The sequence below is a fragment of the Jannaschia helgolandensis genome (assembly GCF_900109285.1).
Classification (GTDB): Bacteria; Pseudomonadota; Alphaproteobacteria; order Rhodobacterales; family Rhodobacteraceae; genus Jannaschia; species Jannaschia helgolandensis.
Genome location: NZ_FNZQ01000007.1, coordinates 16,459 through 34,706, shown reverse-complemented (window position 1 = coordinate 34,706; position 18,248 = coordinate 16,459). Strand labels below are relative to the sequence as shown.

21 protein-coding genes are annotated in these 18,248 nt (G+C 61.2%); 3 read left to right on the top strand and 18 right to left on the bottom strand.

Going from position 1 to position 18,248, the window contains the following annotated elements; all coding sequences use genetic code 11:
• Nucleotides 1-54 precede the first annotated feature (54 nt).
• Both phaZ and BMY38_RS15350 read left to right on the top strand, forming a co-directional pair.
• Nucleotides 55-1,386: a polyhydroxyalkanoate depolymerase gene (gene phaZ, locus BMY38_RS15355; RefSeq protein WP_092764457.1), complete on the top strand. Its 1,332-nt coding sequence runs from the start codon at nucleotides 55-57 to the stop codon at nucleotides 1,384-1,386.
• Entirely contained in the window at nucleotides 1,386-1,970 is a 585-nt protein-coding gene (locus BMY38_RS15350; RefSeq protein WP_092764455.1) for a DUF6151 family protein, read from the top strand. The genes phaZ and BMY38_RS15350 overlap by 1 nt, the downstream gene beginning before the upstream one ends.
• Nucleotides 1,971-2,449: 479 nt before the next feature.
• Here the strand turns inward: BMY38_RS15350 and BMY38_RS15340 are convergent, their stop codons facing one another.
• The 11 genes from BMY38_RS15340 to BMY38_RS15290 all read right to left on the bottom strand — a co-directional run bounded on the left by BMY38_RS15340 (nucleotide 2,450) and on the right by BMY38_RS15290 (nucleotide 12,621).
• Nucleotides 2,450-3,199 (bottom strand): amino acid ABC transporter ATP-binding protein, encoded by a 750-nt coding sequence (locus BMY38_RS15340; RefSeq protein WP_092764740.1) that lies wholly within the window; start codon nucleotides 3,197-3,199, stop codon nucleotides 2,450-2,452.
• Between the two features lie 41 nt (nucleotides 3,200-3,240).
• The gene (locus BMY38_RS15335) at nucleotides 3,241-4,539 is read right to left on the bottom strand and encodes an amino acid ABC transporter permease (protein WP_092764450.1); all 1,299 of its coding nucleotides are present in this window, start codon (nucleotides 4,537-4,539) and stop codon (nucleotides 3,241-3,243) included.
• Nucleotide 4,540: 1 nt separating this feature from the next.
• The gene (locus BMY38_RS15330) at nucleotides 4,541-5,761 is read right to left on the bottom strand and encodes an amino acid ABC transporter permease (RefSeq protein ID WP_092764448.1); all 1,221 of its coding nucleotides are present in this window, start codon (nucleotides 5,759-5,761) and stop codon (nucleotides 4,541-4,543) included.
• 150 nt (nucleotides 5,762-5,911) lie between these two features.
• A complete protein-coding gene (locus BMY38_RS15325) occupies nucleotides 5,912-6,931 on the bottom strand; it encodes an amino acid ABC transporter substrate-binding protein (protein WP_092764446.1) in 1,020 nt (339 codons plus the stop codon).
• A gap of 225 nt (nucleotides 6,932-7,156) precedes the next feature.
• Nucleotides 7,157-7,867, bottom strand: coding sequence for an ATP12 family chaperone protein (locus BMY38_RS15320; protein ID WP_092764444.1), 711 nt, complete (start codon nucleotides 7,865-7,867; stop codon nucleotides 7,157-7,159).
• Nucleotides 7,864-8,529 carry an HAD-IA family hydrolase gene (locus BMY38_RS15315; RefSeq protein ID WP_175495912.1) on the bottom strand — a complete coding sequence of 222 codons (666 nt, stop codon included), beginning with the start codon at nucleotides 8,527-8,529 and terminating at the stop codon, nucleotides 7,864-7,866. The genes BMY38_RS15320 and BMY38_RS15315 overlap by 4 nt, the downstream gene beginning before the upstream one ends.
• Nucleotide 8,530: 1 nt before the next feature.
• On the bottom strand, nucleotides 8,531-9,571 hold the full coding sequence (locus BMY38_RS15310) for an RluA family pseudouridine synthase (protein WP_092764440.1): 1,041 nt from the start codon (nucleotides 9,569-9,571) through the stop codon (nucleotides 8,531-8,533).
• Nucleotides 9,568-9,933: a fluoride efflux transporter CrcB gene (gene crcB / locus BMY38_RS15305; protein WP_092764438.1), complete on the bottom strand. Its 366-nt coding sequence runs from the start codon at nucleotides 9,931-9,933 to the stop codon at nucleotides 9,568-9,570. Before crcB ends, BMY38_RS15310 begins: the two co-directional genes overlap by 4 nt.
• 31 nt (nucleotides 9,934-9,964) lie before the next feature.
• Nucleotides 9,965-11,293, bottom strand: a complete 1,329-nt coding sequence (locus BMY38_RS15300; RefSeq protein ID WP_092764436.1) for a replication-associated recombination protein A — start codon at nucleotides 11,291-11,293, stop codon at nucleotides 9,965-9,967.
• A 72-nt stretch (nucleotides 11,294-11,365) separates the two neighbouring features.
• Nucleotides 11,366-11,953, bottom strand: coding sequence for an acyl-homoserine-lactone synthase (locus BMY38_RS15295; protein WP_092764434.1), 588 nt, complete (start codon nucleotides 11,951-11,953; stop codon nucleotides 11,366-11,368).
• A 74-nt stretch (nucleotides 11,954-12,027) separates the two neighbouring features.
• Nucleotides 12,028-12,621: an autoinducer binding domain-containing protein gene (locus BMY38_RS15290; RefSeq protein WP_092764432.1), complete on the bottom strand. Its 594-nt coding sequence runs from the start codon at nucleotides 12,619-12,621 to the stop codon at nucleotides 12,028-12,030.
• A gap of 111 nt (nucleotides 12,622-12,732) precedes the next feature.
• On the opposite strand from BMY38_RS15290, the gene BMY38_RS18220 reads away from it, so the two are divergent.
• Entirely contained in the window at nucleotides 12,733-12,906 is a 174-nt protein-coding gene (locus BMY38_RS18220) for a hypothetical protein (RefSeq protein WP_175495911.1), read from the top strand.
• A 68-nt stretch (nucleotides 12,907-12,974) separates the two neighbouring features.
• Here the strand turns inward: BMY38_RS18220 and rplQ are convergent, their stop codons facing one another.
• From rplQ to rplO, 7 genes are all read right to left on the bottom strand, one after another.
• A complete protein-coding gene (gene rplQ / locus BMY38_RS15280) occupies nucleotides 12,975-13,394 on the bottom strand; it encodes a 50S ribosomal protein L17 (protein ID WP_092764428.1) in 420 nt (139 codons plus the stop codon).
• Between the two features lie 138 nt (nucleotides 13,395-13,532).
• Nucleotides 13,533-14,549, bottom strand: coding sequence for a DNA-directed RNA polymerase subunit alpha (locus BMY38_RS15275; protein ID WP_092764426.1), 1,017 nt, complete (start codon nucleotides 14,547-14,549; stop codon nucleotides 13,533-13,535).
• Nucleotides 14,550-14,667: 118 nt separating this feature from the next.
• Entirely contained in the window at nucleotides 14,668-15,063 is a 396-nt protein-coding gene (rpsK, locus tag BMY38_RS15270; protein WP_092764424.1) for a 30S ribosomal protein S11, read from the bottom strand.
• 15 nt (nucleotides 15,064-15,078) lie between these two features.
• On the bottom strand, nucleotides 15,079-15,447 hold the full coding sequence (rpsM, locus tag BMY38_RS15265) for a 30S ribosomal protein S13 (RefSeq protein WP_092764421.1): 369 nt from the start codon (nucleotides 15,445-15,447) through the stop codon (nucleotides 15,079-15,081).
• 166 nt (nucleotides 15,448-15,613) lie between these two features.
• Entirely contained in the window at nucleotides 15,614-16,288 is a 675-nt protein-coding gene (locus BMY38_RS15260) for an adenylate kinase (protein ID WP_092764419.1), read from the bottom strand.
• Nucleotides 16,285-17,643, bottom strand: a complete 1,359-nt coding sequence (gene secY, locus BMY38_RS15255; protein WP_092764417.1) for a preprotein translocase subunit SecY — start codon at nucleotides 17,641-17,643, stop codon at nucleotides 16,285-16,287. The genes BMY38_RS15260 and secY overlap by 4 nt, the downstream gene beginning before the upstream one ends.
• Before the next feature lie 117 nt (nucleotides 17,644-17,760).
• On the bottom strand, nucleotides 17,761-18,228 hold the full coding sequence (gene rplO / locus BMY38_RS15250; RefSeq protein ID WP_092764414.1) for a 50S ribosomal protein L15: 468 nt from the start codon (nucleotides 18,226-18,228) through the stop codon (nucleotides 17,761-17,763).
• Nucleotides 18,229-18,248 lie beyond the last annotated feature (20 nt).

Below are 18,248 nucleotides of genomic sequence, written 5' to 3'. Positions count from 1 at the left end.
GTTCTAAAGCGAATGGCACGGCCTGTCCCGGCCCGCCAGACAGGAGTTCCACGAATGCGCTACATGGCTGCCTACGACATGATGGAAACGCTCCGAAACACGAATGCCTGGCTGGGTGCGACGGCCCGGACCATGGGCAGCTATCCTGCGACCGCGCTTATGCCGCTTCCGATGTTCAAGATGCTCGCCGCCTGGGGCGAAGTGACCGAGCGCAGCTTCGGACGCATGAATGTAAAACCCGACTGGAACCTTGCCGCCATTCCGGGTGACGATCAGCTCGACCATCCGGTCGAGGTGGAAACAACGGTCAAGGGCGATTTCGGCGACCTGATCCATTTCAAGGTTCAGGGCCGCGATGCGATGCAGCGCAGAATTCTGCTTGTGGCACCGATGTCCGGCCACTACGCCACGCTGCTGCGCTCTACCGTCACCTCGCTCTTGCCCGACGCCGACGTCTGGATCACCGACTGGCACAATGCCCGCGACATCCCTGTCAGCGCCGGCAAGTTCGACGTCGAGGATTATACTCTCTACCTCGTGGATTTCATGAAGGCGCTCGGCCCGGATATCAACGTTATCGCCGTTTGCCAGCCCGCCCCCCTGACGCTGGCCGCGACCGCGCTGCTGGCAGAACAGGACCCGGATGCCCAGCCCCGCACCCTGACACTGATCGGCGGGCCGATCGACCCGGACGCCGCCGCCACCGACGTCACCGACTTCGGCCGCCGCGTGACGATGGGCCAGTTGGAACATAGCATGATTCAGCGTGTCGGCTTCCTGTATGCGGGCGTCGGTCGCAAGGTCTATCCGGGTCTGCTGCAACTCTCGTCCTTCATCTCGATGAACGCTGAAAAGCACGGGCAGGCGATGCGCGATCAGATCATCGCCGTCGCGAACGGCACGGCGTCGGACCACGACAAGCACAACAAGTTCTATGACGAATATCTCTCGGTCATGGACATGACCGCCGAATTCTATCTCTCCACGGTCGAACGTATCTTCAAGGGACTGGAGATCGCGCAGAACCGTTTCGTGGTCGACGGCCATCAGGTCGACATCGGCAAGATCACATCCGTCGCCGTGAAAACGGTCGAAGGCGGCAAGGACGACATCTCGGCCCCGGGCCAATGCGTCGCCGCGCTCGATATGCTGACCGGCCTGCCGGACGACAAGAAGGCCAGCTACATCGAACCCGAAGCCGGGCACTACGGCATCTTCGCGGGGGGCAGCTGGCGGCGAAACATCCGGCCCCTGGTCCTGGACTTCATCGACGCCAACTCGGGCATCAACAAACCTGTCCGTCGCAAGCCGAAGCTCAAGGCCGTCAAGGCGATCAAAGACGACATGCCCGAAGCGCTCGACACCAACGGAACAATCGCCATCTGATGGCGGCGGGCGGCAAAACCCTCGGTTTCGCCTGCATATGCGGACAGCTCCGGGGCGAATTGCGCGACATGTCTCCCGCCGCTTACACGCATATCCTCTGTCACTGCGCCGATTGCCGTTCGGCCTATACCCACCTTGGGCTGGCCGACCCGGAAAAGGTCAACATTCTGCAAACCACGCAGGATCGCGTGCACATTACGCAGGGCGGCGAAAATCTCCGCGTCTTCCGCCACACTCCAAGGGGCGCGTTGCGCTGGTATGCGACCTGCTGCGGCACTCCGTTGTTCCACACGCCGCTCAAGCAGCGGCTGGTGCATGTCGGCATGAACGCCGACCGGCTGGATCAGCCCGATGACGCCGGCAGGATCATGGCCGAGGCGTTCATTCCCGGCCCCGGTGGAAAACAGACCCACAAGGGCATGGTCCGCATGGTCAGTCGCATGGTGTCGCGCATGGCGGCCAAGAACCTTTCGGGTGAATGGCGCGGGACGCCGTTTTTCGGAGACGACGGCGCGCCCACCCGCGAGCCGAAGCTCCTGACCCGCGAAGAACGCGCCGCGGCGCTGATGGCGGTCAGGAAGTAGCCGGACATACAATCCGGCAACGAGCGGACTTACGCACTCCAGAATGCCACTCTTCTCCGGGGGACTCAGATCGCAACTGCCGATACCCTTCCTCAGTGCCGCACAACCGATAACGTCACGATCTTCGACGAAGTGGCCGGATTGACGATCTACCGGATCAAACTTGTCATCGAGGCGATCCCACCGGAGCGATATTGGGCAACTTTCTCGGACAAGTTCCTTGATCGCATGCGTGAGGAAGGGATCACTGTCCCTGCCCCCCGGACCCCGGACCCCGGCGGAAAAGAAGATGGCTCAAAAGATCGAAGCGAAAAAGAACGCACCTGCGGAAACGCTGCCTGAAACAGAATAATCTGTTTCCTTCAGATGGAAAACACCCCGACCGAATGACCGGGGTGTTCAATACCTGACAGAAAGACCTGTAATACGCAGGTAATACGCTCTGCCATACGGTCGTAATACATCCGATATTACACGGATCAGTGACCCAGGATCTGGCTCAGGAACAGCTTGGTGCGCTCGTTCTGCGGGTTCAGGAAGAAGCTCTCCGGCTCGTTCTGCTCCACGATCTGACCGGCATCCATGAAGATAACGCGGTTCGCGACCTGCCGGGCAAAGCCCATCTCGTGTGTCACGCACAGCATCGTCATCCCCTCCTCGGCAAGCTGGATCATCGTGTCCAGAACTTCCTTGATCATCTCGGGGTCCAGCGCCGATGTCGGCTCGTCGAACAGCATGATGCGGGGCTTCATGCACAGGCTTCGCGCGATCGCGACCCGCTGCTGCTGACCGCCCGACAACTGACCGGGATACTTGTTCGCCTGATCGGGAATCTTCACCTTTTCAAGGAAATACATCGCCGTCTCTTCGGCTTCCTTCTTGGGCGTCTTGCGAACCCAGATCGGCGCGAGCGTACAGTTTTCCAGGATCGTCAGATGCGGAAACAGGTTGAAGTGCTGGAAGCACATGCCGACCTCGGACCGGATCTTGTCGATATTCTTCAGGTCCGACGACAGCGGCGTGCCATCGACGATGATACTGCCCTGCTGATGTTCCTCCAGCGCGTTGATGCACCGGATCAGCGTCGACTTTCCCGAACCGGACGGCCCGCAGATCACGATCCGCTCGCCGCGTTGCACGGTCAGGTCAATATCGCGCAGCACATGAAAACTGCCGTACCACTTGTTCATGTTCTTGATTTCAATGGCCACCTCGTCGGAGACGGTCATGGCGCTCGGGTTGGTATCTGTCATAGCCATGTCGGAAATCCTCAGTGATGATCGGTCCGCAGCTGGCGCTCGAGCCACTGCGAATATTGCGAAATGCCGTAGCAGACGGTGAAGAACAGGATACAGGCCGCGGCCCACAGTTCCCAATAGACACCGGCCCAGTCGGTGGACGACAGGATCGGTCCGCGGATCATGCCGACCAGGTCGAACATCGAAATGACCGAGACGAGTGTCGTGTCCTTGAACAGGCCGACCGCGACATTGACGATGCCCGGAATGGAGATCTTCATCGCCTGTGGCAGGATGATCAGCCGCATCGACTGAGCATAGTCCAGCCCCAGACTGTCGCCAGCCTCGTATTGTCCCTTGGGCAAGGCGGCCAGGCCGCCCCGGATCACTTCGGCGATATAGGCCGATGAGAACATCGTGATCATGATGATCACCCGCAGGATCAGGTCGAAGTTCGCATTGGGCGGCAGGAAGTATGCCAGCACGACGTTCGCCACGAACAACAGCGTGATCAGTGGCACACCGCGCACGAACTCGATGAAGACAACGCAGAAGCCTTTGACGATCGGCAGACGCGATTGCCGCCCGAGAGCCAGCAGAATGCCGAATGGGATCGAGAGCGACACGCAGACGATGCCCAGTATCAGGTTGAGCATGAAGCCCCCCATCGCTCGGCTTTCCACTGCTTCCAGACGACCGAACCGCGAAAATTCGCCAGCCACCAGGCCTCCGACCCAGATGATCGCGGCGGCCACGACGATACCGGCCAGCAACCCTGTCACGAAGCCACGCTTTTCGATTTTGGCAAATGTGAAATAGCCGAAAAGCACCGCGAGCGCGATGAAGATCGGTGTCAGGATCGTACCGCCCCAGATCAGCCAATAGGCCAGGAATGGATAGACCGCTGACAATGCCAACGTCCAGCGCGGCAGGAACATGATGAAAAGCATCGGCGGCACGGCCAGGAACAACAGGACGAACGCCAGCGATGGGCGCCACCGCAGATAGTCGGGGTATTGGAACCCGAACAGCAATTGCGGCCAACGTTCGGCAACGACAGCAAAGCACCCCCCGCCCGACCCTTGCAGGATCTCGCGGCATTCCCGGATATCGTTGCCCGTCCATGTGCCATTCACGACCCATGGGATCAGGCCTGACAGCAGCCAGAAGGCGATCAGCAACCCCAGAATGGTCAGAATCGAGTTCATCGGCCCCGAGAACAGGTTTTCGCGCACCCATTTGATAGCCCCCGTTTCGCGCGCGGGTGGCGGGGACGGCGGGATTTCAGTGTCGCGCACGAAGGCGACGGATTGGGCGTGGGTATCGCTCATGTCATCGCTCCTTCAGTTTGACGGAATTGTTGTAGACGTTCATCACCGCCGAAATAATCAGGCTGAAGCTGAGGTAGAAAGCCATCAGCAGCAGGATGCTTTCCAGCGCCCGTCCGGTCTGGTTCAGCGTGATGCCGCCCAATGTGCCGGTCAGGTCCATATAGCCGACCGCAATCGCCAGCGACGTGTTCTTGGTGATGTTCAGATACTGCGAGATCAGCGGCGGGATGATGACGCGCAGCGCCTGCGGCAGAACGACCAGTGACATGATGCGGCCGGGTCGCAGCCCCAGCGCCGCGGCGGCTTCCGTCTGGCCGCTGGAGATGGCGAGGATGCCTGCGCGGACGTTCTCGGCGATGAATGCGCCGGTATAGATCGACAGGGCGAACCACAGTGCGATCAGCGATGGGCGCAGCAGGAAACCCCCTTCAAAGCGGAAGCGACCCATGACCGGGTTTTCCACCGAGATGGGCTGCCCCAGCAGGAAATAGGCCAGCGCCACCGGCACGAGCAGCAATGCGATGGACGGCCATAGGATCTTGACCAACTTGCCTTCGTCGTACAGCTTTTTCCGGGCATAACCACGCAGCGCAAAAATTCCCAGGATCGATGCGGCAAGCACGGCAAAGACAATCCAGCCCCCTGCGCCATCGAAGACGAGACTGGGTATGAAAACGCCTTGGTTGGTAAAGGCGAACATTCCCAGAAGCGGCGTATTGGTGGGGTTGTCACCACGGTAATCCTGAATCGCGGGGAAAGTGTTCGCCGCGACGGTAAAGATGATGATGATCCAGATCAGCACCGGGATGTTCCGGAACATCTCGACGTATATCGCCATCAGCTTGGAGATGATCCAGTTGTTCGACAGGCGCAGAACACCCGCGATAACACCGAATATAGTCGCCGTGATACAGGCAAGCACGGCCACGATCAGCGTATTGATGCCCCCGACCAGTGCGGCGCGCAGGTGCGTGCTCTGACTGGTGTATTCGATCGGCTTCTGATTGATGTCATATCCGGCCGGATCCGCCAGGAAGCCGAAGTCGATGCCGACCTGTTGCAGCACCGGGTTGTTCATCGCGTTGTTGATCAGCCAGCCGAAGAACAGGAACAGAAGAACGATGGCGATAAACTGGAACGTGTAGGACCGGTATCGCGTGTCATTGATCAGCTGCCCAAAGCGGAAGCCGTCCGCCTTGGGCGGGTCCGTCATCGTGGTCATTAGCTTTCCCCGTGTCCCGTCGGGCATCAGGACAGGGCGATTTCGCCTTCTTGCCCCGGACCGGACCCGAAAAGGCCGCTCCTTACCCGTGAGATTATTGTTGTTGATGGAAGAAGGGCGCGGATCGCTCCGCGCCCTTCCCCGATGTTTTTAGCGGAAGGGCGGCGAATAAATCAGGCCGCCGTCCTTGTACTGCGCGTTCAGGCCGCGCTGCAGGCCGATCGGCGTAGACTCACCGATGTTCTCATCGAACACTTCGCCGTAGTTGCCGACGGCCGCGATCGCGTCCTTCGCCCAGGAGCTGCTCAGACCGATCATTGCGCCCAGTTCACCTTCGGTGCCTAGCATGCGGTTGATTTCCGGGTTGTCGCCAGGGGCCGAGGCCATCTGCTCGACGTTCTCCTTGGTGACGCCCAGCTCTTCGGCCGAAATCAGCGCGTTCAGCGTCCAGCGGACGATGTCCGCCCACTCGCTGTCGCCGTGACGCACGAGAGGGCCGAGCGGCTCTTTCGAAACGATCTCGGGCAGCACGACATAATCGTCCGGATTCGCGAAACCGGCACGCTGGGCGGCAAGCGCCGAGGCGTCGGTCGTATAGACGTCGCAGGCACCGGCCAGGAACTGCTGGACGGCTTCTGCCCCGGTTTCGATCGGAACAGGCTCATAGGACATGCCATTAACCCGGAAATAGTCGGCCAGGTTCAATTCAGTCGTGGTGCCGGTCTGAATGCAGACGGTCGCGCCGTCCAGTTCTTTGGCCGACGCTACACCCAATGCGGTCGGAACCATGAAACCCTGGCCGTCGTAGTAGTTCACACCGACGAAGTCGAACTTCAGGTCAGTATCGCGCGAGAAGGTCCAGGTCGTGTTCCGGGCCAGCACGTCGATTTCGCCCGAGGCCAGCGCGGTGAAGCGCGTCTTGCCGGTCGTGGGAACGAAGGTAACGGCCTCGGCGTCGCCCAGGACGGCGGCAGCGACGGCGCGGCAGACGGCCACATCGAAACCTTGCCACACACCATTGGCATCCGGCTCGGCAAAGCCGGGAACGCCGGTGGTGACGCCGCAGTTCAGCGTACCGCGAGCCTTGACGTCATCCAGCGTTGCAGCCGAAGCGCCGGCTGCGGCCAGACCGGCGACAGCCAGCGTGCCGAGAATTACGGAATTCTTCATGAGTTAAACCTCTTCCTGATGAACCGAGCGGCCTAAAACCCGCCCGGCACCGCACCGTTTCATCGGCGCGGCTGGTTTTGATGTGAGGATGTTCACCCTCCCCACTAGCGCAATTGAGACTAGATGAAGGGTCAAACGTCAAGGGAGGATGCCGCGAAAGGATGCATTTGCTCAAGGAATGAACGTTTCCCTAAGGTCAACGCCCGATGACACGCCAACAAGAGTTTAACCGGCCCGAAGAAGCCCGAGGTATTCACCGGCTTGCAGGAACGCCGCACGTTTGACGGCGATACGGGTCGCCTCTTCTTCGTCCGCACCCCATTGCTCGGCTTGCCAGTCCTCGTCGACGCGACTGCGTGGCCAGATATCGTCCGCTGTGTGTCCGTCCATCGCGGCAAGTCCGAGAATCAGGCTGCCGGTCAGGGTCACGAATTCCGACAGGGCCGTCAGCTCCCAAGGGGTGAGCGCCGCGACGTGCGCCCGCAATGCCTCGGTCGCATTGGCGGGCTGATCGACCGGGATAACGCCTTGTGTTACGATCAACCTGGCACCGAAGCGTTCGTCAGCCCAGTCCAGCATCGGGTCCCAAGCCGCCGCTTGCCGTGCCACCAGCGACTCGGGTCCGGCGGCACGGTAGCACAACAAGTCCGATCCGCCGTAATCGCCAAGGTTCTGCGCCACTTCGGCCTGCTGCGGCACGACCTTGTCCAGCGTTGCGTTCACTGCGCGCATCAATGGCATCGACAAAGGGTCGATGACATCGCCCTGCGCCTGCCATTCCTGTGCGACACCCTGCGCCAGCGCGCGGGTCGGCATCGTGATCTGCGTCTTGAGCGGGGTCCGCACCGGACGACCGTCGAGCCGGACAGTGAACCCACCGTCCAGGACCTCGACCTCGGCAGTTTTCCAGAATCGTTTCGCCTTCCATTCGCTCATCTGTTCGACTCCAGCAACAGGGTCCCGAGTGTCTCGAAATCGTCCACGACAGTCTCTGCCCCGGCCGACAGCAGACGCTCCGGTCGGTGGTACCCCCATGCGACACCGATCGCCCGAACGCCGCAGGCCGCAGCCATTTCCATGTCGAACGATGTATCGCCGACCAGAACGGCCTGGGTCCGGTCGGTGCCGGTTGCGGCCAGGGCCTTCTCCACCATCGTCGGATCGGGCTTGGAGGGATTGTCGTCTGCGCATTGCACCGTTTGAAAATGCCCGCGCCAGTCCATCGCGTCCAGAACATAGTCCACACCGAGCCGCGACTTTCCGGTGGCGATGCCAAGCGTCATGCCAGCCCGCCTCAGCCGCAGGAGCGTTGTCTCCGTATTGGGAAATACCGGCGGTTCTTCCTTGCGGGCCAGCGCGTCGGCAAAGCGCAACCGATACCCGGCGACGATCTTCGCACAGCAATCGATCGTGATCGTGACTGTGGATTGCGCCGCCAGGTGTTCTACCATTTCGGGCAGCGACAAGCCGATAGTTTCGACGACCTGCGCCAGGCTGGGCGGTGGCAATCCCGCCGCCTCGAAAGCGGAAATCATGATGCCGCCGATCTGCGCATCGGTGTCGACAAGCGTTCCGTCCACGTCGAACAGGACGAGCATGTCAGGCCTCTTCGTCGGCAAAGGGATCGAGCGGCACATCCAGGCCGTCCCAGCCCATCATCTTCCACGTCCGCTCCATGTGATCGGGCAGCGGGGCCGTAAGGCTCAGCCGGGCACCCGTGATCGGATGGGTCAGCGACAGATGACGGGCGTGCAGGTGCAGTTTCTTGCTGATCTCGCCGCCGAAACTTGCCCCCCAGCCATCGCCCTGGTTCTCTTGCCCGGATCCGCCGTATTTGCCGTCGCCGACGATGGGATGCCCCATCTCGGCCATATGGACGCGCAACTGGTGGGTGCGCCCGGTGACCGGCACCAGCGCCAGCCACGCGCCCCGCGACCCCAAAGTGTCGAGCACGGCATAGTCCGTCACCGCACGTTTCGCGCCGGGGATGTCGTCGACCTCGTCCGGGTGGACCGTCCGCATCTTTTCACCGCCGTCGCCCCCGCCGCCCGCCTTGACCAGCGCATACCGTACTGTGCCCATCCTTGGATGCGGGGTGCCCGCGACCGCGGCCCAGTAGATCTTGCGCGTCTCGCGGTCGCGGAACGCCTCGGAGAGTTGTGCCGCGGTCAACCGGTTACGCGCCATCAGCATGATGCCGGACGTATCCTTGTCCAGTCGATGCACCAGCCGGGGCTGTTCTTCGCTGTCGAAACGCAGGGCATCGCCCAGCCCGTCGACATGCCGCGTCTGACCCGAGCCACCCTGCGACGCCAGACCGGGCGGCTTGTTCAGGGCGATGATATGATCGTCGCGGTAGATTACGCAGGAGCGGATCATCTCGGCATCGGCTGCCGTCACCTTGTCGCGGCGGGGTGCTGCAGGCGCACGGTCCTCGGGCAACGGCGGCACCCGCACCTCCTGACCTTCCTGCACACGGCTGTTGGCCTTGACCCGTCCGCCATCCACGCGGATTTCGCCCTTGCGACACGCCTTTTCGACATTGCCCTGATTGAGCTGCGGAAAGCGTCGCTTGAGCCAGCGGTCCAGCCGTTGATCCCCCTCGCCCGCGGCCACAGTAATAGTCTGGACGCCGCTCATGTCAGGCTCCTTGCAATGATGAGGCCCGTCATCAGGGCCAGAAGCGAAAAGCCAACCGACAGCAGGACGTAAAGTAGGGCCTGCCCCGGCAGGCCGCGCTCGATCAGAATGATCGTCTCCAGAGAAAACGCCGAAAACGTCGTGAAACCGCCCAGGACGCCGATCAGCAGGAACGGCTGCCAGCTCGTCAGGCCAAGCCGATCGAGCACGATAACCGCCAGACCCATCAGAAGGCTGCCCAGAACGTTCACCGACAGGATGGCGACCGGAAACCCGTCGCGGATCAGCGCAGTGGCGACGAGAAAGCGCAACGACGCGCCAAGCGCGCCCCCGAGCGCGACAGAGAAAAGCGAGAAAGTCATCGCGGTCCTGTCTGCCCCCGGCGCACGACTGTCAACCTTTGCCACGCTTGGCGCGCTGGTCGACCAGCCAATCGACGCGACGTCCCAGCTCCCGCTCGAACCCGCGATCCACGGGCACGTAGTACACGGGTCGCTTCATGCCATCGGGGAAATAGTTCTGGCCCGAAAACCCATCCGCCTGATCGTGGTCATAAGCATAGCCCGCGCCATATCCCTGTTCCTTCATCATCCGGGTCGGCGCGTTCAGGATGTGTTTGGGCGGCGGCTCGGACCCGGTTTCTCCGGCCTGTTTCATCGCAGCCTTGAACGCGGCGTATCCCGCATTCGATTTCGGTGCGAGCGCCAGATACACGACTGCGTTGCCCAGCGATTGCTCGCCCTCCGGCGATCCCAGCCGCTCGTATGTCTCCCACGCCTGCAAGCAGAACGCCTGCGCCTGCGGGTCGGCAAGCCCGACATCCTCGACCGCCATGCGAGTGATCCGGCGCATCAGGTAGCGCGGATCCTCGCCGCCCTTCAGCATCCGTGCCAGCCAATAGAGTGCCGCATCGGGGTCGGACCCGCGAACTGATTTGTGCAGCGCGGAAATCAGGTTGTAGTGGCTGTCGCCCGATTTGTCATATTGCGCCGCACGCCGTTGCAGCCGCTTTGCAAGCGTATCGCGGTCGATGGGCGTTTTCGCCCCCCATGCGGCCACCTGCTCTAACAGGTTCAACAACGCGCGCCCGTCGCCGTCGGCCATTTCCTGGAGCGCCTCACGGGCGGGCCCATCCAGCGGCAGTTTTGTGCCCAACTCCGCCTCGGCGCGTTGGGTCATCAGCTCCATGTCGCGCAGGGTCAGCCTTTGCAGCGTCAGAACCTGCGCCCGCGACATAAGCGCGGCGTTCAATTCGAATGACGGGTTTTCGGTGGTGGCCCCGACCAGCGTGATCGTCCCGTCTTCCATATGCGGCAGAAAACCGTCCTGCTGCGCCTTGTTGAAACGATGGATCTCATCGACAAACAGAAGCGTGCCGGTGCCGTTGGCACGGCGGTTCCGCGCCGTCTCGAACACCTTCCGCAGATCGGCCACACCGGTGAAGATCGCGCTGATCTGTACAAAGTGAAGGCCGGTCCGGTCGGCCAGCAGTCGCGCGATCGTGGTCTTGCCGACACCCGGCGGCCCCCAGAGGATCAGGCTGGGCATCGCGCCGTTCAGCATTACGCTCAACGCTCCGTCTGGCCCCAGCAGATGGTCCTGCCCTATCACGTCATCCAGCGTTGCAGGCCGCAAACGGTCGGCCAGCGGCGCGGGGTGGGCGGGCTTGGCCGTGGATTGCACGGCGGATTTGTCCGAAGGGCTGTCGAAAAGGTCGGTCATGACGATGATGTAGTCTGTCGAGCGCGGCGGATAAAGCCGCCGCGCTTCACGTTCGGTGCAGCAAGACGTCGGTCAGTGCATCTTGGTCGCCATCGAGATGTTGACGCAGACGGATTCCGACCCGCCGATGTCCAGCACCGGCCCCGCCGCCACGCAATCCAGCCCGACGCGCCGGGCCAGCCGCGGCGACGTCGCCGGGATCAGTCCAAGAACCGACGTCGCACCGAGTTCCCGGCCCGCGCGGACCATTTCGGCGATTAGCTGCATCTGCACGCGCACCCTGAGCTTGGCGGGAACATCGTCGCAGACGAATACCCGACTGGACTCCCAGACATTATCAGCGACCGGTGCCTCGTCATAAAGAAGGTCTGTCGGAATGGTGTCGAGCAGCCCGTTCTGGGCATCGCGGATCATGTAGCTGTAGATGCCGCAGCGATGCGTCGTCGGCGTCAGGCGGACACCCGCAAGGATGCGACCGTATTCATGGACCGCGACCCAACGGCTGGCTGGCGTGTCGTATTGATCGAATTCCATTCCGTCTGCCTGCGGCAGGTCCCATTGGGCCTGCTCGATGAAGGTCCTGTGGCGCGCGCGCAGCAAGTCGGCGAACAGCGGGCCGTAAGTGTGGAGGTTCTGGAACGAGAGAGTGGTAACTTGCATGGACAATATCTTCCTCTGCCGGGTTGTCGTTGACACCAGGGGACCGTGGAATGCTCGCTCTGTGGGATGGGCTGCTAGATCAGCCTGAACTCTCTCGCCATTCTTAGTGCCTCGGCCGTGGTCTTTACGCCCAGTTTATCCCGGGCGGACGAAAGGCGTGCCGTCAGCGCGCTTTCCGAAATTCCGATCTCCGCGGCGGCGGTCGTGTGGCGGACGCCCGCACCCACAAGGCGCAGCGCCTCGATCATGGCGGGGGTCAGGTCCTCGGGCGGCTCTGTGACTTCGTGGAGGGCGTCGGCAATGGACGCGATCTCGGTGATTTCGGCGTCGGTAAACTCCCGATCCGAACGAGCCACCCCCACGATCGTGCGGGATGTGATCTTGCCGCAGCTGCACACCGCGCCAAAGGTCAACCCGTGCTCGGCTGCCAGTTTCATGACGCCGAAGGGGTCGGGCAAATTGATCTCGCTCCAACGAATCTGCCCGGACTTGCTGACACCCCAGAACACAAGGGGGTCGCGAAGCGAGTAGTTGTTGGCGGCATAAAGATCCTGCCACGCTTTGGGGTATGTGCTGCGGAGATACAGTGGCGATGCAAAGCGGATATGGATACCGGCAGTGTACCCCATGGGGGCAAGCTGTTCCAATCTCTGCAAATAGCGAACCATGAGGCGTCGTCTCTCGAGCATGTCTTTTTAGAATGGTTGAGAAATTCATCGTCAACTGTATCTTGAACCCATTTAAACGGTGAAATTGGTTAATGTATTATGAACAAACAGATGAATCCCCGTCTTTTCGTGCGTGTTCTAAAACTCAACGCAAAAGCTCGCGTCGATCTGTTGGAATTTCTGGGAACGACACGGATCGATGAAGACGAGCTTGAGCGTCTGATCTCCGACCTGCAAAACGGAGCGGATATCGAAACGGCAGCCGGAGGGCTGCGCACCTCGTGATGAGGGCGGCAAACGCAAAAGGCCCCGCCGGATCGGGCGGGGCCTTCAGGATGTCATATCGGTCAGGATCAGGCCCCGGCGGAGTCTTCCGCTTCGACGCGGGCGCGATCTGCGGCGCCCTTGGCATCGACGTCACGTTCGACGAATTCGATGATGGCCATGGGGGCCATGTCGCCATACCGGAAACCGGCCTTCAGAATGCGGACGTATCCACCCTGGCGATCTTTGTAGCGCGGTCCGAGGATATCCATCAGCTTGGCCAGATGACGGTCTTCCTTGAGGCGCGAGCGCAGCAGACGACGGGCGTGCAAATCGCCACGTCCGGCCAGCGTCACCATCTTTTCGATGATGGGGCGCAATTCCTTGGCTTTCGGCAGGGTCGTCTTGATCTGCTCGTGCTCGATCAACGATCCGGCCATGTTGGCGAACATCGCCTTGCGGTGTTCATGGGTACGGTTAAGGCGGCGGTATCCGCGGGCGTGGCGCATGGGTTTTCTCCGTAGCTAGTCTTTATACTTTGTCCGGGGTCCCCTGCGTGGCGGGTCCCTCACCTTGGGGCATTTGCCCGATCTTCCCCGCCAATTGCGGGCATTTGTCGTAGACGCCCCCTTTCGGGGGCATCGAACTCAAAACTCGTTTTCGAACTTCTTGGCCAGGTCCTCGATATTCTCTGGCGGCCAATCGACGATATCCATTCCCAGATGCAGCCCCATGCCCGACAGCACTTCCTTGATCTCGTTCAAGGATTTGCGGCCGAAGTTCGGCGTGCGCAACATTTCGGCTTCGGTCTTCTGGATCAGATCGCCGATGTAGACGATATTGTCGTTCTTCAGGCAGTTGGCGGACCGGACCGAAAGCTCCAGTTCGTCGACCTTCTTCAGCAGAAGCGGGTTGAACTCCAGATCGTCGGCGGCCTCGGCGCCGCGGGCGGCCTCGGGCTCGTCGAAGTTCACGAAGATCTGCAACTGGTCCTGAAGAATGCGGGCCGCATATGCGACCGCATCGTCGGGAGCCAGCGAGCCATCGGTTTCCAGCTTCAGAGTCAGCTTGTCATAGTCGAGCACCTGACCTTCGCGGGTCGGCTGCACTTCGTAGGACACCTTCTTGACCGGCGAATAGATCGCATCGATCGGGATCAGACCGATGGGCGCGTCTTCCGGCTTGTTCTTGTCGGCGGACACGTAGCCTTTTCCGGTATTCACCGTCAGCTCCATGTAGAGGTCCGCGCCATCGTCGAGGTGACAGATGACGTGATCGCGGTTCAGAACCTCGATACCGTTGGTCTCGCTGATGTCACCGGCGGTGACGACCATCGGGCCTTTGGCCGAGATCGAGACGCGCTTGGGCCCCTCGACGTCCATCTTCAGGCTGACGCCCTTCAGGTTCAGGACGATATCGGTAACATCCTCACGGACGCCCGATACCGACGAAAACTCGTGCAGGACGTTGTCGATCTGGACCGACGTGATGGCTGCGCCCTGCAGCGACGACATCAGGACGCGCCGCAGCGCGTTGCCCATCGTCAGACCGAAACCACGCTCGAGCGGTTCGGCCACGACGGTGGCCTGACGGGCGGGGTTGTTCCCCGGACGAACGTCAAGCTGCGACGGCTTGATGAGTTCTTGCCAATTCTTGTGGATCATGTGCCCTGTCCCTCCAATTCCGTCCTGCGCCGGGGCGGTTGGCGCAGAAACCCCGAGGTAAATATACGGCGAAACAGGGACCGCGCCGTGCGACCCCTGCCCTGTTCGTTAAATCGCGTCAGACGCGGCGGCGCTTCGGCGGACGTACACCGTTGTGCGCCATGGGCGTGACGTCGCGGATCGCAGTGATCTGCAGGCCGGCAGCCGCCAGCGCACGCAGCGCGGATTCGCGACCGCCACCGGGGCCCTGAACCTCGACTTCGAGGGTCTTCAGCCCGTGTTCCTGCGCCTTGCGGGCAGCATCTTCGGCGGCCATCTGAGCGGCATAGGGCGTCGACTTGCGCGAACCCTTGAAGCCACAGGTGCCAGCCGACGACCAGCTGATGGCATTACCCTGAACGTCGGAGATCAGGATCTTGGTGTTATTGAACGACGAATTCACATGCGCCACACCAGCGGCGATGTTCTTGCGTTCCTTGCGCTTGGGGGCGCGACGAGTTGCTTCACGTGCCATTGTCTATGCGCTCCCTTACTTCTTCTTGCCGGCGATGGCCTTTGCGGGGCCTTTGCGCGTGCGTGCGTTTGTGTGGGTGCGCTGACCGCGAACGGGCAGGTTCCGGCGATGACGCAGGCCGCGGTAGCAGCCCAGGTCCATCAGACGCTTGATGTTCATCTGGGTGTCGCGGCGCAGATCGCCTTCGACGGTCAGGTTGGCGTCGATATATTCACGGATGGACAGCACTTCAGCGTCCGACAACTCGTTGATGCGGCGGGAAGCGTCGATGCCGGTGGCCTCGATGATTTCACGCGCCTTGGACGGGCCGATGCCCGTGATGTATGTCAGCGCGACAGGAACGCGCTTCCCCGTGGGGATGTTGACGCCAGCGATACGAGCCAAGTAAATATTCCTTCATCGTTGCGGTTCCGTGCTGCCAGAACCTTTTTTCACAACGGCCGCCGCTGTTTTGCGGGGCCAAACAGAAAACCGGGAATCACGGGATTCCCGGTGGAAGTTGCGCTTTAGGGAGTCTTGACGGGCGCGTCAAGCGATGCATGCCCGCCTGTCAAGAAGTTTTTGCAAGGTCGGCAGGTCTGGCCTCGGTCAGCGCCTGCGCGACCTCTGCGGCGACCGCGTCGATCTCGCCCAACCCGTCCACCGACGCCAGGTTGCCCTTGGCATAATAGTAACCAATCAGGGGCGACGTCTTCTTGTAGTATTCCATCAAACGGGTCCGCAGGCTTTCGGCATTGTCGTCCGCCCGGCGTCTGAAATCGGACGCCCCGCAATTCGTGCATTTGCCATCCGCAGGAATCGGCTTGGTGATGTCGTTATAGACTTCGCCGCACTTGCCGCAGGTGGCACGCGCCGTGATCCGCTGGACCAGCGCTTCGTCATCGACGCGCATTTCGATCACTGTATCCAGCGTGGTTCCATGCTTCGCAAGCAGTTCGCCCAGGGCATCGGCCTGTGGTAATGTCCGGGGAAAGCCGTCGAAGATAAATCCACCACCCTGGTCACCTTCAAGTCTTTCCTCGATCAGACCGATGACAATCTCGTCCGTGACCAACTCGCCAGCGTCCATGATGGCGGCGACCTTACGGCCCATCGGGGTGCCTGACGACCGGGCCGCCCGAAGCATGTCACCGGTAGACAACTGGATCATGCCCCGTTCGGCCTCCAGCATGCGGGCCTGCGTGCCCTTGCCCGCGCCCGGCGGTCCCAGAAGAACGATATTCATCGACGCGCAGCCCCCTTGTTGCGACCACGCTTTTTCCCGCGCAGCTGACTCTTTTCAATCAGCCCTTCATATTGATGGGCCAGAAGATGGGACTGCACCTGCTGGATCGTGTCCATGCCCACCGACACGATGATCAGGATCGAGGTGCCGCCGAAATATGCCGTGATCGCCAACTGACTGCGCACCATTTCCGGGATCAGGACGACAAGCGTCAGATAACCTGCACCCAGCACCAGCACGCGGTTGACGACATATTCAAGATATTCCGCCGTCCGCTGCCCTGGTCGGATGCCGGGGATGAACCCGTTCTGGTTCTTCAGGTTGTCGGCCACGTCATCGGTCTTGAAGGCGACATTGTGAGTATAAAAGTAGGTGAAAAAGATGACCATACCCCCGAAAAACAGCAGATAGAGCGGCTGCCCCGGCCCGAAGTAGGCCAGGATCGTAGACATGATCGGGCCAGACTGCTGACCCGAGAAGGTACTGATCGTCGTTGGCAGCAACAGCAGCGACGACGCAAAGATCGCCGGGATCACGCCCGCCGGGTTGACCTTGATCGGCAAGTGGCTGGAGCCGCCGTCATAGACCTTCATCCCGACCTGTCGGCGCGGATATTGAATGTGGATCTTTCGCAGGCTGCGCTCCATGAACACTACGAACAGAAGCGTCGCGATCAGCATCACGATCACGCCCAGAACCACCGGTGTCGACAGCGCGCCGGACTGACCGGAGGCGAAAAACTGGGCGAAGGCTGCCGGCAATTCCGCCACAATGCCCACGAAAATGATCAGCGAGATGCCGTTGCCGATGCCGCGTGCAGTGATCTGCTCGCCCAGCCACATCAGGAACATCGTGCCACCCACCAGCGTGATGACGCTGGATGCGATGAAGAACCAGCCCGGCGTGTGCACCAGATTGCCCGATTGCAACGATACCGCCAGCCCATACCCCTGCAATGTCGCCAGCACGACGGTGCCGTAGCGGGTATACTGGTTGATCTTCTTGCGACCCTGCTCGCCTTCTTTCTTCAGCTGCTCCAGCTGCGGAACCATCGCCGTCATCAGCTGAATGATGATCGATGCGCTGATGTAGGGCATGATCCCGAGTGCGAAGACCCCCATCCGTCCGATCGCGCCGCCGGTGAACATGTTCAGCACGCCCCCCAGACCCTGAGACGCCTGCTCGACAAAGTCGCGCAGCGCTACGGCGTCGATGCCCGGAACCGGAATATAGGTTCCGAAACGATAGATGATCAGCAGGCCGATCGTGAACAGGATACGTTGGCGAAGCTCTTTGGCTTTACCGAACGCGCCCCAGCTCATGTTGGCGGCCATTTGCTCTGCGGCTGAAGCCATGCGAGCCCCTCTTGGATAGCAGAACGCCGCCTGTCGGGTCTTCCCTCAGGCGGCGTTCAAGGAAAACTTGAATTCATGTAAGCGGACCTGCGCCCGCCTACAAGCAATCTTAGGACATCACTCGGCAGCGACTGCCGGAAGCGTGACCGATCCGCCCGCCTTTTCGACCGCTTCGACCGCGCCCTTGGACGCACCGGTGACTGTGATGACGGCCTTGGCGGTCAGCTCGCCCTTGCCCAGCAGGCGGATACCATCCAGCTTGCGGCGCACCACACCCGAAGTGACCAGCGTCTCTTCAGTGATGTTGGCAGCGTCCAGCTTGCCGTTGTCGATGAATTCCTGAAGCTTGGACAGGTTCACGACGGCAAATTCCTTGCGATTCGGCTTGGTGAAGCCGCGCTTGGGCAGACGTTGATAGAGCGGCATCTGACCGCCCTCGTAGCCCTTGATGGCCACACCCGAACGGGATTTCTGGCCCTTGATACCACGGCCACCCATCTTACCGGTGCCCGAACCGGGGCCACGGGCGACGCGCTTGCGCGCCTTGGTTGCGCCGGGGTTGTCGCGCAGATCGTTGAGTTTCATATCGCTTCTCCTTGGCCGGA

Excerpts from the sequence above, each read along its gene's own strand:
- secY (WP_092764417.1), bottom strand. The coding sequence starts at position 17,643 with ATGGCTTCAGCCGCAGAGCAAATGGCCGCCAACATGAGCTGGGGCGCG.
- BMY38_RS15320 (WP_092764444.1), bottom strand. The coding sequence starts at position 7,867 with ATGAGCGAATGGAAGGCGAAACGATTCTGGAAAACTGCCGAGGTCGAG.
- rplO (WP_092764414.1), bottom strand. The coding sequence starts at position 18,228 with ATGAAACTCAACGATCTGCGCGACAACCCCGGCGCAACCAAGGCGCGC.
- BMY38_RS15315 (WP_175495912.1), bottom strand. The coding sequence starts at position 8,529 with ATGCTCGTCCTGTTCGACGTGGACGGAACGCTTGTCGACACCGATGCG.
- BMY38_RS15275 (WP_092764426.1), bottom strand. The coding sequence starts at position 14,549 with ATGATCCACAAGAATTGGCAAGAACTCATCAAGCCGTCGCAGCTTGAC.
- BMY38_RS15310 (WP_092764440.1), bottom strand. The coding sequence starts at position 9,571 with ATGAGCGGCGTCCAGACTATTACTGTGGCCGCGGGCGAGGGGGATCAA.
- BMY38_RS15325 (WP_092764446.1), bottom strand. The coding sequence starts at position 6,931 with ATGAAGAATTCCGTAATTCTCGGCACGCTGGCTGTCGCCGGTCTGGCC.
- rpsK (WP_092764424.1), bottom strand. The coding sequence starts at position 15,063 with ATGGCACGTGAAGCAACTCGTCGCGCCCCCAAGCGCAAGGAACGCAAG.
- crcB (WP_092764438.1), bottom strand. The coding sequence starts at position 9,933 with ATGACTTTCTCGCTTTTCTCTGTCGCGCTCGGGGGCGCGCTTGGCGCG.
- rplQ (WP_092764428.1), bottom strand. The coding sequence starts at position 13,394 with ATGCGCCACGCCCGCGGATACCGCCGCCTTAACCGTACCCATGAACAC.
- BMY38_RS15295 (WP_092764434.1), bottom strand. The coding sequence starts at position 11,953 with ATGCAAGTTACCACTCTCTCGTTCCAGAACCTCCACACTTACGGCCCG.
- BMY38_RS18220 (WP_175495911.1), top strand. The coding sequence starts at position 12,733 with ATGAATCCCCGTCTTTTCGTGCGTGTTCTAAAACTCAACGCAAAAGCT.
- BMY38_RS15260 (WP_092764419.1), bottom strand. The coding sequence starts at position 16,288 with ATGAATATCGTTCTTCTGGGACCGCCGGGCGCGGGCAAGGGCACGCAG.
- BMY38_RS15300 (WP_092764436.1), bottom strand. The coding sequence starts at position 11,293 with ATGACCGACCTTTTCGACAGCCCTTCGGACAAATCCGCCGTGCAATCC.
- BMY38_RS15330 (WP_092764448.1), bottom strand. The coding sequence starts at position 5,761 with ATGACCACGATGACGGACCCGCCCAAGGCGGACGGCTTCCGCTTTGGG.
- BMY38_RS15340 (WP_092764740.1), bottom strand. The coding sequence starts at position 3,199 with ATGACCGTCTCCGACGAGGTGGCCATTGAAATCAAGAACATGAACAAG.
- BMY38_RS15290 (WP_092764432.1), bottom strand. The coding sequence starts at position 12,621 with ATGGTTCGCTATTTGCAGAGATTGGAACAGCTTGCCCCCATGGGGTAC.
- BMY38_RS15335 (WP_092764450.1), bottom strand. The coding sequence starts at position 4,539 with ATGAGCGATACCCACGCCCAATCCGTCGCCTTCGTGCGCGACACTGAA.
- phaZ (WP_092764457.1), top strand. The coding sequence starts at position 55 with ATGCGCTACATGGCTGCCTACGACATGATGGAAACGCTCCGAAACACG.
- BMY38_RS15350 (WP_092764455.1), top strand. The coding sequence starts at position 1,386 with ATGGCGGCGGGCGGCAAAACCCTCGGTTTCGCCTGCATATGCGGACAG.